Origin of the sequence: Saccharothrix sp. CCNWYY140 (assembly GCF_037401995.1) — a bacterium.
Taxonomy (GTDB): domain Bacteria; phylum Actinomycetota; class Actinomycetes; order Mycobacteriales; family Pseudonocardiaceae; genus Actinosynnema.
This window is the reverse complement of sequence record NZ_JBBEGC010000011.1, coordinates 96877-108987: the sequence shown is the minus strand read 5'-3', so window position 1 is coordinate 108987 and position 12111 is coordinate 96877. Positions and strand designations below refer to the sequence as shown.

The following is a 12111-nucleotide window of genomic DNA, read 5'->3' as shown; positions in this document are numbered from 1 at the left end:
CCTTGTCGACGGTGTGGCGCTTGTGAAGGGGTCCTAACGCCCGAGATCACCCGGCGTGTCCACGTCACTGGTCTCTTCGGGGGAACCGCTCACTCGAACGGGTTCAAGCGGGCCGACCACCGACCGCATCGACTTGTCCCGAGGGTCTTCCGGCACCGCCGCGCGCAGGTCGACCGTGCGCCACACCCCGGTCAGCCACTGCTCCCGGCCGTCCGCGTCCACCAGCACAGCGGAACCGCCGACCGCCACGAGCCGGGCCACGGTGCCCGCCGTGACACCGGGCTGGTCCACGGCCAGCACGACCACCCGCGGCGCTGTGACCAGGGCGAGTCCGGCGGCCAAGCCCGCCACCGGTCCCCCACCGGGCGGGTCCTCGCGCGTCCACACCACCCCGGGCACAGACTTCTCGGGTCCCACCACCACGATCCGGCGCGCGCCGCGCACGGCGTCCAGCGCCCGTTCCAGCAGGGTCCGCCCGCCGACCTCGACCGCGGCCTTGTCCACCCCGCCGAGGCGGCTGCCGCGCCCGCCGGCCAGCACCACGGCGTCCCACGCGTCGTCCACGCCGCAGATCATCACACCCGCGTCGGCCAGGTGTCGTCGGGAACGACCGTCCCCGACGACACCTGATCACCCCCCGGTCCTGTCCGCGACCGGCCGGACCACGTGCCCCCCGGGTCCCGGGCCGCGTACCGCCGACCCGCCTTCCCCGTCGGGTTCGACCGCGTTGACAGGATGGCGGGAGCGTAGGGCGCGGATGTGGAACGATCCTTGAATCCGCTGGTAGCGGACATTCCGGGGGGTGTGGTGTTCACGGTTCTGGGCTCCGTGGCCGCGTACGCGGGCGGCCGGGCGGCCGATGTCGGGCACGCCCGTCAGCAGTGCGTGCTGGTGGCGCTGTTGGTCGACGCGGGCAGCGTCGTGCCGCAGGACGCGCTGGTCGACCGGGTGTGGGGGCCGGACGCGTCGCCGCGCGCCCGCAACACCCTGCACACCTACGTGGCGCGGCTGCGGCGCGCGCTCCCGCCGGGCGCGGTGCTGGAACGCCGGTCCGGCGGCTACCGGCTGGTGGTCGACGCCGAGGCGGTGGACCTGCACCGGTTCCGCGCGCTGACCGCCGCCGCCAGGTCCGCCCGGCACGACGAGGAGGCGTTCGCCCTGCTGGACGAGGCGCTGGGGCTGTGGCGGGGCGAGGCGTTCGCGGGCCTGGACACGCCGTGGCTGACGGCGGTGCGCACGGCGCTGGACAGCGAGCGGGCCGCCGCCGAACTGGACCACGCGGACCTGGCGCTGCGGCTGGGCCGCCACGACGAGGTGCTGCCCCGGCTGCTCACCCGCGCGCAGGAGCACCCGCTGGACGAGCGGCTGGCCGCGCAGCTGATCACCGCGCTGTACCGGGCGGGCCGGCAGGCCGACGCCCTGGGCCACTACGACCTGCTGCGCCGCACCCTGGCCGACGAACTGGGCGCCGACCCCGGTCCCGCGCTGCGCGAGCTGCACCGCCAGGTGCTCACCGCCGACCCTGCGCTGGACCGGCCGACCGGCGTGCCCGTGCCCCGCCAGCTGCCCTCCCCGCCCCGGCTGTTCACCGGCCGCGACGACGACCTGGCGCGGCTGACCAAGGCGCTGGACGCGGGCGACGGCGTGCCGGTGTCGGTGGTCGGCGGCGCGGGCGGCATCGGCAAGACGTGGCTCGCGCTGCACTGGGCGCACCAGCACGTGGACCGGTTCCCCGACGGCCAGCTGCACGTCAACCTGCGCGGGTTCGCGCCGGCGGGCGATCCCGTGCCGCCGTCGGTGGCGGTGCGCGGGTTCCTGGACGCGCTGGGCGTGCCCGCCTCCGCCGTGCCCGCCGACCCGGACGCGCAGTCCGCGCTGTACCGGAGCCTGGTGGCCGGGCGGCGGCTGCTGGTCGTGCTGGACAACGCGGCCGACTCGGCGCAGGTCGCGCCGCTGCTGCCGGGCAGCCCGACGTGCGCGGTCGTGGTCACCAGCAGGCGGCGGCTGCCCGGACTGGTCGCCGAGCACGGCGCGCACACCGTCGAGCTGGACGTCCTGGACGACGCCGAGGCGCGCGACCTGCTGGCCCGGCACCTGGGCGCGGACCGGGTGGCGGCCGAGCCCGAGGCGGTCGCGGAGCTGCTGGCCCGCTGCGCCGGGTTGCCGCTGGCCCTGGCGATCACGGCGGCCCGCGCGGCGGCGCACCCGTCGTTCCCGCTCGCGGTGTGGGCGGCGGAGCTGCGCTCGGCCGGGCTGGCCGCCCTGGACACCGGGGAGACCGCGCTGGACGCGGTGTTCTCGTGGTCCTACCGGGCGCTGCCCGAGGAGACGGCGGCGGTGTTCCGGCTGCTGGGCGTGGTGCCCGGCCCCGACGTCAGCCTGTCCGCCGCCGCGTCGCTGACCGGCCTCCCCCGCGCCCGGGTCGCGGCGGTGCTGCGCGAGCTGACCGCCGCGCACCTGGTGCAGCAGCACGCGCCCGACCGGTTCCGCCTGCACGACCTGCTGCGGCTGTACGCGGCCGAACGCGCGGCCGAGTGCCCGGACTCGGTGGCGGGCCAGCGGCGGCTGGTCGACTTCTACCTGCACACGGCGTTCGCGATGGTCCGGGTCACCGAGCCGTACCGGCTGCCGATCGAGCTGGACGAGGCGGTGCCGGGGTGCGTGCCGGACCAGCCGGCCGGGGACGAGTGGGAGTGGTTCGCCGCGGAACACCAGAGCCTGCTTGCCGTGCAGCGGCTCGCGGCGGAACGCGGGTGGCACAAGGCGGTGTGGCAGCTGGCGTGGACCCTGGACGACTACCACTTCCGGCAGGGCCTGCTGGCCGACGAGTACGCGGTGTGGCAGGCCGGCGCGGCGGCGGCCGAGGTGTTGTCCGACCACGACGTGCGCACGCGCGCCCACCGGCTCCTGGGGTACGCGGCCGACTGCCTGGGCCGGCGCGACGAGGCCCTGTCCCACCTGCGGCAGGCGCTGGCGCTGGCGGAGCGGGCCGACGACCTGCTGGCCCAGGCCCACACCCACTACGCGCTGGCCCGCACCCTGGGCGACGCCGGCGACCCCGCCACCGCGCTGCACCACAGCGAGCAGTCCCTGGCCCTGTACCGGCGGCTGGACGACGAGGTGGGCGTGGCCGACGCCCTCAACGCCGCCGGCTGGCACGCCACCCACCTGGGCGGCCACGAGGACCGCGCCCGAACCCTGCTCGGCGAGGCCCTCGACCTCTACACGGCCCAGGACAACACCGCCGGCGTCGCCAACACCCTGGACAGCCTGGCCACGCTGGCCCACCGCACCGGCCGCCACGCCGACGCCCGCGACCACTACGAACGCGCGCTGGCCCTGTTGCGCGAACTGGGCCACAGCTACGAGGAGGCCAACACCCTGGAACGCCTCGGCCACGTGCTGTCCGACCTGGGCGAACCCGCCGAGGCCCGCCGCACCTGGCGGGAAGCCCTCCGCCTGCACACCGCCCAGCACCGGACCGCGGAGGCCGACCGCGTCCGCACGGCTCTCGGCGAGTGAGCCCGGTCACACCGTTCAACGGGGGCGTCGGCTCGGGGGGTTTCCCGGGCGCAGACGACAACTCGGCAGAAGGGGGCGACGTGCCAGACGGGTTCGACGAGTTCGTCGCCGATCGGCTCGATCGGCTTTTGCGCTACGCCACCGCGATGACGTGCGACAAGCACCTCGCGAACGACATCGTGCAGGACGTGCTGCTGCGCGCCCGCGGGCGGTGGGCGCGGATCTCCGGCATGGACGCGCCCTACCTCTACGTGAAGCGGATGGTGACCAACGAGTACCTCTCGTGGCGCCGCCGCCGGGCCGCGCGGGACGTGTCCGCCTCGCACGCCGCGCTGGAGGAGGTCGCGCCCCCGGTGGCCGACCACGCCACGCGGCACGCGGAGCGGGACGCCATGCGGCGGCGGATCGCCGTGCTGCCGCGCCGGCAGCGGGCGGCGCTGGTGCTGCGCTACTACGAGGACAGCACGGACGCGGAGATCGCCGCCGTGCTCGGCTGCACGGAGAGCACCGTGCGCAGCCACATTTCACGCGCGCTGAAGACGTTGCGCGTCAACGAGAACACGCCGGTGGAGGTGCTGCGGTGAACGACCACTTGATCCGGGAGGCCATCGCGGCCGAGGCCGCCGAGGCGGTGGACGCCCGCGAGGTGATGGCGCAGCTCCAGCGCCGCCGCGCCCGCCGCCGCCCCGGTCCCCTGCTGGCGGTGGCCGCGCTGACCGCCGCCGCGGCGGCCGTGGCGGTCGTGGTGCCGATGACGGTGTCCCGCGAGGCCGCGCCCCCCGCCACCTCCTCGACCGCCGTCACGCCGATGGCGCCGCAGAACGTGCTGCTGGTGGGCTTGGACGAGTACGCGCACGCCGACACCGTCGCCCTGGCCCGGGTGACGTCGACCGGGGTGGCGGTGGTGTCGCTGCCCCGCGACTCGTGGGTCGAAGTGCCTGGTCAGGGCATGCAGAAGCTGACCTTGGTCTACACGGGGGGCAAGGAGTCCGGTGGCGCGGTGGGCGGCGCGCAGGCGCTGTCGCAGATCGTGTCGGCGCTGACCGGGGCGAAGATCGACCACTACGCCGTGGTCGAGATGAGCGCGTTCGCCCGGCTTGCCGACGCCGTCAACGGGGTCGAGGTGTGCCTGAACGCGTCGTCGAAGGACGTCGTGACCGGTGCCGTGTTCCCGGCTGGCCGCCAGGTCCTGGCCGGCGACCGCGCTCTGGACTTCGTGCGCCAGCGCTACGCCCTGCCCGAAGGCGACCTGGACCGCGTGCGCCGGCAGCAGGCCTTCCTGTCCGGGCTGGGCGCCAAGCTGCTGAACCGGGCGTTCCTGGAGAACACCGAGGGCGTCGCGGCGCTGCTGGGCGTGATCAAGACGAACGTCCGGACCGACGAGGGCTGGGACCTGCTCACCTTCGCCCGCGGCCTGACCGCCGGGGCGCCGATCCGCGCCACCACCATCCCGGTGGAGCCCGGCGTGGAGGGCGACATCCACGTCCTGCACGCCGACCCCGCGGCGGTGCGAGGACACGTCGGCACGTTCTTCGCCGACCAGCCGGCCGGGACGCCCTCGGGCACCCCGACCCCGGGCGACGGCCCGGTGTGCGTGGACTGACCGTCCACACAGGAGGCTCACCACCGTGCCGGGACCGGCCGGTGGTGAGCTGTGGCGTTCCTAGAGCAGCCGCACGGCGTAGGGCATGATGCCGCCGTAGCGGACCGGGGCCACCCGGACCGCCGAGCCGGAGTACGGGGCCTCGACCATCATGCCGCCGCCCAGGTACAGGGCCACGTGCGTGCCGCCGCCCGGTCCCCAGAAGAGCATGTCGCCGCGTTGCATCTGCGCCAACGGCACCTTGCGGCCGGAGTTGTACTGGTAGCCGCTGTAGTGCTGGAGGTACACGCCGGCGCCTGCGAAGGCGTACATCATCAGGCCCGAGCAGTCGAAGCCGACGGTGTAGTAGTCGCCGTACGAGTCGCCCACGCCCCAGTCGCGCACGCCCACGGTCGGACCGTTGTAGTTGCCGCCGCCCCACGAGTAGCGCACACCCAGCTGCGACAACGCCCGCGCCACCACGGTCTCCACGCCACCGCCGGCACTGGGCGCGGACACCGGGCGGTTGACCGGGGCGCTGGGCTTGGCGGCCAGCGCGGCCTGGCGAGCGGCTTCCTCCTCCTCGCGGCGCTTGGCCTCGACCCACTGGTTGTACTGCGCGCGCTGGCTTTCGAGGCTCTGCACCGCGCCCAGCGCCTCGGTCAGCTCGGCCTCGACGCGGCTCTTGTCGCCCTCGATCGCCGCCGCCCGCGCGGCCTGGCCCTGCCGGGCCTGGGCGGCGACCTGGTGGGCGGTGTCGGCGTCGAGCTTGGCCTGCTCGGCCGCCGCCTGCTTCTGGTTGGCCAACTCCAGCGCGGCGCGGGCCGCCGCGTCCTTGTTGGCTTGTTCCGACCGCGCCCACTCGACGTCGTCGAGCGCGTTGAGGTTGGCGTCGCCGACCGCCGCGAGGAGTTGGTTGCGGGCCAACAGGTCCTCCGGGCTGGACGCGCCCAGGTAGGCCGACAGCGACCCGATCGTGCTGCCCTGCTGGTAGCTGGCGGCGGCGAACTCGTCGAGCGCGGTACGGGCCGCGGCGACGGCCCGGCCGGCCGCGTCGGCCTCGGTGCGGGCGGCGTCGGCGGCCTGCCGGGCCTTGGTCGCCTCGTCCTGCGCGGTCTCCAGGTCGACGCGGGCCTTGTTGGCCGACTCCATCTTCTGGGCGACGTCGTCGGTGAGCTTGTGCAGCTCCGCCTCGGCGGCGGTCAGCTGACTGGTCAGCTCGCCGACGCGGGCGGCCTTGGCGTCGGCCTCGCGCCGACCGGCGCTGATCTGGTCGTCACCGGGGTTGGGCGGCGGCGGTGGCACCGCTGCCGCCACACCGGGGAACAGGACGAGCGCCGCGGCCAGCATGATCACCCACCGGGTCACGACACCCGCCTCCCCACCCCGCTCGGCCGAACCGCGTTCCACCGAATGGCGTGACGCGGACACGTTCCGAGACTGTGCCACTCCAACACCAAGGTTTCCAATTGACCCAGCATGAACTTCAGCCACATGGGTCACAGATGTTTACCGCTGGTGTGTGCTAGTTGACCTTCCGGTCGAGGTCGGCCCAGTACGGCTCGCGGAGCTTGAACTTCTGCACCTTGCCGGTGGCCGTGCGCGGGATCGCGTCCCGGAACTCCACCGACGTGGGCGCCTTGTACCCGGCCAGCCGCTGCTTGCAGTGCGCGATCAGCTCGGCCTCGGTGACCTGCGCGCCCTCGGCCGGCACGACCAGCGCCTTGATCGTTTCACCCCACTTGTCGTGCGGCACGCCGATCACCGCCGCCTCGGCCACGGCGGGGTGGCTGAACAGGGCGTCCTCGACCTCGATGGACGACACGTTCTCCCCGCCGGTGATGATCACGTCCTTCTTGCGGTCGGAGATCGTGAGGTGGCCCTCGTCGTCCAGCGTGCCGCCGTCACCGGTGTGGAACCAGCCGTCCTCGATCGCCTCGGCGGTGGCCCGCGGGTTCTCCCAGTAGCCCGCCATGACGTTGTTGGTGCGCGCCATGACCTCGCCGGACTCGGCGATGCGCAGCCGGACCCCGAGCCCCGGCGCACCGGCCCGCGACAGCTTGCGCGCCCGGTCCTCGGCCGGGAGGTCGTCGTCGCCGGGGCGGGTGCGGTTGAACGTGAGCAGCGGGGAGGTCTCGGTCAGGCCGTAGAGCTGGAGGAATTCCCAACCAAGTTCCTCACCCACGCGGGCGATGGTGCGGCTGGGCGGCGGTGCGCCCGCGCACACGATGCGCACTTTGTCCCGGCCGGGGATCTCGCCGTCCCACGTCTGCGCGGCGTCCAGCACGGCGTTCCACACGGCCGGCGCACCGCACATCAGCGTGACGCCGTGGTCGCGCACCCGGCGCAGGATCTCCGCGCCGTCCACCTTGCGCAGCACCACCTGCGGCACGCCCAGGCCCGCCAAGCCGAACGGCATGCCCCAGCCGTTGCAGTGGAACATCGGCAGGACGTGCATGTAGACGTCCCGCTCCCACGCGCGGGTGTGCATGGCGAAGGTGACGGCGTTGAGCCAGATGTTGCGGTGCGTCATCTGGACGCCCTTGGGGCGCGCCGTCGTGCCGGAGGTGTAGTTGATCGTGGCCGTCGCGTCCTCGTCCGGCTCCGCCCAGGGGCGCGGCTCGGTGTCGAAGCGCAGCAGCTGTTCGGTCTCCTCGCCGAGGGTGAAGCGGTGGCGGGCGGTGACCTGGTCGAGCTCCAACTCGGGGTCCACGAGCAGCACGGAGGCCCCGCTGTGCTCGACGATGTAGGACACCTCGTCGGGCCGCAGCCGGAAGTTCACCGGCACGCAGATCCGGCCGCTCGCGGGGACGGCGTGCAGCAGTTCGAGCAGGCGGGCGGAGTTGTGGCTGACCACGGCGACGCGCTCGCCTTCCCCGACCCCCAACGCGTCCAGCCCCGCCTGCCAGGCGCGAACCCGGTCGGCGAACCGGCGGTAGGTCGTGGTGGGCACGGGCGCGGCGGGCTGGTTCGGCTCGTCGACGGTGGCGGTGGTGTCCGCGTGGACGTGCTCGGCGCGGTAGAGGAAGTCGGCGACTGTGAGGGGTACGCGCATACGCGAGCACCTTATTGACCTGCGTCACACACGGCTACTCACCAGTTCGGCCCGGCTCCTCCTGCACGCGAGGCATGAAGCTGGTCGCGTGCGGGGTGATCACCAGGTGCTCGGGTCGCCCCACGTGCGCACCGGCCCGGAGTCCGTCACGGGCACCGCCACCAGCTCGGGCAGGACCTCCTCGACCCGGTCGCGCACCAGCGCCGTGGCGACCCCGTCGTAGGGCGTCGGCTCGTCGTTGCAGATCACGACCGCGGCACCGGCCTGCGCCGCCAGGCCCACCAGCCCGGCCGCCGGTTCCACCAGCAGCGAGGTGCCCGCCACCAGCATGAGGTCGCAGTCCAGCGCCGCCATCCGGGACCGCCGCAGCACGTCGGGGTCCAGCGGCTCGCCGAACACCACCGCGGTGGACTTGAGGGTGCCGCCGCACGTGGTGCAGTCCGGGTCCTCCTCCCCCGCCCGCACCCGCGCCAGCGCGTCGGCCATCGAGCCCGGCGCTCCGCAGTCCACGCACACCGTCCCCAGCATCGACCCGTGCAGCTCCACCACCCCGGACGACCCGGCCCGCTGGTGCAGCCCGTCGACGTTCTGGGTCAGCAGGGTCCGCAGCCGTCCGGCGCGTTCCAGGTCCACCAGCGCCCGGTGCGCGGCGTTGGGCGCAGCCGTCCACATCGGGTGGTCGACGCGGAACCGCCACGCCGCCCGCCGCACGGACGAGTCGTTCAGGTAGCTCTCCAGGGTGAACTCGCGGCCCAGCTCGGTCCACAGCCCGGACGGTCCGCGGAAGTCGGGGATGCCCGACCCGGTCGACACCCCGGCCCCGGTGAGCACGGTGATCCGCCGCGCCGCGGCCATCGCGTCCCGTGCGTCCATGCGCCCACCCTCGCACGCCGCCGGTTTGCGAGCATGACCCGGTGCGCAGGACGTGGGGTGCGGTCGTCGGGGTTGTCGGCTTGATCACAGGGGTGGCGGGGGCGTTCCTGCCGTGGCTGCGGTCGGGGACGGTGGTGCGGAACAGTTACGAGGTGCTCGCGTTCCGTGGTTTCGCCGGGTTGGACGGCACGGCGGGCGAGGTGGTGCGGGGCGTGTGGGTGGCGATCACCCCCTTGGCGGTGTCCTGCGTGGTGCTTTGGGTGCTGCGACTTCACCGGTTCGCCGCATGCGTCGCCCTGGTTTTTGGCACGATTGCGGGAACGGTGGCGGCCCTTGCCGCCGTCCAAGGGGGCAACGAGGGAGCACTGGTCGGGATCACCCCGACCGGGCCGCTGGTGACCCTCGGTGGTGCGTTGCTGGGGGTCGCGGGTGCGATCACCGTGCTCACCGCGAAATCCCGCACCGTGATCGTGAGTCCAGGAGGAGCACCGTGAGCTACCCAGGTGGCGGCGGAGGCGAATGGCCACCGCAGAACAACCCCTACGGCCAGCCGCAGCCCGGCTTCGGCCAGCAGGGCGGCTACCCGCAGCAGCCGCAGCCCGGTTACGGGCAGCAGCAGCCGGGCGGGTACCCGCAGACCGGTCCCCAGCCCCAGCAGGGCTTCCCGCAGACCGGTCCGCAGGGCTTCCCCCAGCAGGGGTACGGCCAGCAGCCCGGGTACGGCCAGGAGCAGGGCTACGGGCAGCAGCCCGGGTTCGGCGGCCCGCAGCAGCCGTTCGGGCAGCAGCCCTACGGCTTCGCGGGCGGCGAGCCGCCCAAGAAGAAGCGCACGGGCCTGATCGTCACGGCGATCGTGGCCGTGATCGCGCTGGCCGCGGGCACCTTCTTCACGGTGCAGGCGCTGCGCAGCTCGGACGTGGCGGCGGGCTCGGAGACCCCGACCACGGCGGCGAACAACCTGCTCAGCGCGCTGGGCAGCGGTGACGTCCTGGGCATCATGAACGGCCTGGCGCCGGCCGAGGCGAAGCTGAGCAAGGACTACACCGAGGCCACGGTCGACGAGGCCAAGCGGCTGGAGATCCTGAAGAAGGACGCCGACCCGCAGAAGATCAGCGGTGTCGAGATCAAGAGCGAGGGCATCAAGTTCGACGACGCCGCCGCCGAGAAGGTCAACGACCGCCTGACCATCAACAAGGTGGTCGAGGGCAAGATCACGGTGACCTCGGACGTCAAGAAGATCCCGCTGACCGACAAGCTGGTCAAGGCGCTGGGCGCGAAGCTGGACCAGGAGCCCGAGACCGAGACGCTCGACTTCGCCAAGGAGAAGGACAAGCGCAAGGGCAAGCCGATCGGCATCGCGACGATCAAGGTCGGCGACGACTGGTACCCGTCGCTGTTCTACACGATCGCCAACGCCTACCTCGAGGACGAGGACCTGAAGTGGCCCGCGCAGGGCATCAAGCCGGCCGGCGCGGACAGCGCCGAGGCGGCGGCGAAGCAGATCGTGGAGAAGAGCCTGGCCGGTGACCTGGAGGGCGTCATCGCCCTGCTGCCGCCGGACGAGATGGGCGTCATCCAGGACCTGGGCCCGGTGCTGCTGGACCAGGCCGGCCGCGTGGGCGACAGCGGCGCGAAGCTGGTGGAGCTGGAGACGGACTCGAAGGACGTCACCGGCGGCAAGCAGCTGACCATCAAGAAGCTGGTGCTCGAGGTCAAGGGCAAGAAGGCCGAGATCAGCCGCGACGGCGACTGCTACACCGCCAAGGCGCCGGACGGCAAGTCGCAGAAGATCTGCGCCGACGAGATCGCGCAGCTGGTGGAGCAGCAGGGCGGTCGCGACGTGCCGCCGGCGGCTGTCGACGTGATCTCCCGCGTCGGCGCGCAGGTCCTCAAGGACGGCCTGGGCGTCGTGGCGACCGAGGTGGACGGCAAGTGGTACGTCAGCCCGATCCGGACGTACAGCGAGGTCGTGCTGACCCTCATGCGCGGCCTGGAGCCGAAGGACATCGACGAGCTGCTCAAGCTGGTCAAGTAAGTCCCGCGACGAAAGCCCCCGCTCGGCTCCGGCCGGCGGGGGCTTTCGTCGTTTGCGACTACATGGTGGCCAGCTGGTCCAGCCACTTCAGGATCGCCTGGTTCGTCTCGTCCGGCATTTCCTGCTGGATCCAGTGACCGCAGTCCAGGCTCGTCACGTCCGCATTCGGCACGAACTCCGCCAGTCGTTCGAACCTCGGGATCGTGTCGCGGTCGCCGTAGACCATGAGCGCGGGCTGCCGGACGACCGGGTCCACGTCGGCCAGCAGGCGCCAGTTGCGGTCGAGGTTCCGGTACCAGTTGATGCTGCTGGTGAAGCCGGTCGACTGGAAAGCGGAGACGAAGACGGCCAGTTCGTCGTCGCTCATGACGGGCTCGCCGAGAGGTGTCTCCGCCCTGGCGAGGTCGATCATCGCCATACCCGGCCGGGGCGGTTGCGGGGGCACGTTCTTCCGGAACAGGTTGCGCAGGAACCGGGCCGTGTTCCCGTCGAGCACGGCGTCCGCGACGCCCGGCTGCCGGTTGAAGTGGACGAAGTAGAAGTCGCCGCCGAACACGGCCTCCATGAACTCGATCCAGGGCGTCTCGCCGCGCTCCTGGTAGGGCAGGCTCAGGGCCACCACGCCGTTCACCCGGTCCGGGTGCAGCAGGGCCAGACCCCAGACGACGAACGCGCCCCAGTCGTGGCCGACGAAGGTGGCGTCCTCGTAGCCGTAGTGGTCAAGGAGTGCGACGAGGTCACCCGTCAGGTGCTCGATGCCGTAGTCCGCCACTTCGCTCGGGCGGGACGAGCCGCCGTAGCCCCGCTGGTTCGGGACGATCACGTGGTAGCCCGCCGCGGTCAGGGCCGGCACCTGGTGGCGCCAGGAGAAGGCGTGTTCCGGCCAGCCGTGGCAGAGCACAATGGGCTTGCCGACGTTCTCCCGGCCCGCTTCGAACACCTCCAGTTCCACGCCGTTGACGCGGACGAGGGTGGGTTCGGGAAAGTCTGTGGTGTTCATGCCGCCATCGTGCGGACCGAAACCGGTCACCCCATGACCGGTTT

The 12111-nt window shown here is 72.9% G+C and carries 10 protein-coding genes; 5 read left to right on the top strand and 5 right to left on the bottom strand.

Features of this window, described 5'->3' with window-relative positions; all coding sequences use genetic code 11:
• Nucleotides 1-33: 33 nt before the first annotated feature.
• The gene (gene mobA, locus WBN91_RS09255; protein WP_337726614.1) at nucleotides 34-564 is read right to left on the bottom strand and encodes a molybdenum cofactor guanylyltransferase; all 531 of its coding nucleotides are present in this window, start codon (nucleotides 562-564) and stop codon (nucleotides 34-36) included.
• A 243-nt stretch (nucleotides 565-807) separates the two neighbouring features.
• On the opposite strand from mobA, the gene WBN91_RS09250 reads away from it, so the two are divergent.
• From WBN91_RS09250 to WBN91_RS09240, 3 genes are all read left to right on the top strand, one after another.
• Entirely contained in the window at nucleotides 808-3522 is a 2715-nt protein-coding gene (locus WBN91_RS09250; protein ID WP_337726613.1) for an AfsR/SARP family transcriptional regulator, read from the top strand.
• 80 nt (nucleotides 3523-3602) lie between these two features.
• The gene (locus WBN91_RS09245; protein WP_337726612.1) at nucleotides 3603-4106 is read left to right on the top strand and encodes a SigE family RNA polymerase sigma factor; all 504 of its coding nucleotides are present in this window, start codon (nucleotides 3603-3605) and stop codon (nucleotides 4104-4106) included.
• Nucleotides 4103-5125, top strand: coding sequence for an LCP family protein (locus WBN91_RS09240; RefSeq protein ID WP_337726611.1), 1023 nt, complete (start codon nucleotides 4103-4105; stop codon nucleotides 5123-5125). Before WBN91_RS09245 ends, WBN91_RS09240 begins: the two co-directional genes overlap by 4 nt.
• Nucleotides 5126-5185: 60 nt before the next feature.
• Here the strand turns inward: WBN91_RS09240 and WBN91_RS09235 are convergent, their stop codons facing one another.
• The 3 genes from WBN91_RS09235 to WBN91_RS09225 all read right to left on the bottom strand — a co-directional run bounded on the left by WBN91_RS09235 (nucleotide 5186) and on the right by WBN91_RS09225 (nucleotide 9032).
• Nucleotides 5186-6454 (bottom strand): NlpC/P60 family protein, encoded by a 1269-nt coding sequence (locus WBN91_RS09235; protein ID WP_337726635.1) that lies wholly within the window; start codon nucleotides 6452-6454, stop codon nucleotides 5186-5188.
• Nucleotides 6455-6629: 175 nt separating this feature from the next.
• The gene (locus WBN91_RS09230; protein WP_337726610.1) at nucleotides 6630-8159 is read right to left on the bottom strand and encodes an AMP-binding protein; all 1530 of its coding nucleotides are present in this window, start codon (nucleotides 8157-8159) and stop codon (nucleotides 6630-6632) included.
• A 99-nt stretch (nucleotides 8160-8258) separates the two neighbouring features.
• Nucleotides 8259-9032 (bottom strand): SIR2 family NAD-dependent protein deacylase, encoded by a 774-nt coding sequence (locus WBN91_RS09225; RefSeq protein WP_337726609.1) that lies wholly within the window; start codon nucleotides 9030-9032, stop codon nucleotides 8259-8261.
• Between the two features lie 41 nt (nucleotides 9033-9073).
• Between WBN91_RS09225 and WBN91_RS09220 the strand changes: the two genes are divergently transcribed.
• A complete protein-coding gene (locus WBN91_RS09220; protein WP_337726608.1) occupies nucleotides 9074-9526 on the top strand; it encodes a hypothetical protein in 453 nt (150 codons plus the stop codon).
• On the top strand, nucleotides 9523-11067 hold the full coding sequence (locus tag WBN91_RS09215; RefSeq protein WP_337726607.1) for a DUF1720 domain-containing protein: 1545 nt from the start codon (nucleotides 9523-9525) through the stop codon (nucleotides 11065-11067). The genes WBN91_RS09220 and WBN91_RS09215 overlap by 4 nt, the downstream gene beginning before the upstream one ends.
• Before the next feature lie 58 nt (nucleotides 11068-11125).
• On the opposite strand, the gene WBN91_RS09210 is transcribed toward WBN91_RS09215, so the two are convergent.
• Entirely contained in the window at nucleotides 11126-12067 is a 942-nt protein-coding gene (locus WBN91_RS09210; protein WP_337726606.1) for an alpha/beta fold hydrolase, read from the bottom strand.
• Nucleotides 12068-12111: the final 44 nt, after the last annotated feature.

Excerpts from the sequence above, each read along its gene's own strand:
- WBN91_RS09235 (WP_337726635.1), bottom strand. The coding sequence starts at position 6,454 with ATGCTGGCCGCGGCGCTCGTCCTGTTCCCCGGTGTGGCGGCAGCGGTG.
- WBN91_RS09230 (WP_337726610.1), bottom strand. The coding sequence starts at position 8,159 with ATGCGCGTACCCCTCACAGTCGCCGACTTCCTCTACCGCGCCGAGCAC.
- WBN91_RS09225 (WP_337726609.1), bottom strand. The coding sequence starts at position 9,032 with ATGGACGCACGGGACGCGATGGCCGCGGCGCGGCGGATCACCGTGCTC.
- WBN91_RS09210 (WP_337726606.1), bottom strand. The coding sequence starts at position 12,067 with ATGAACACCACAGACTTTCCCGAACCCACCCTCGTCCGCGTCAACGGC.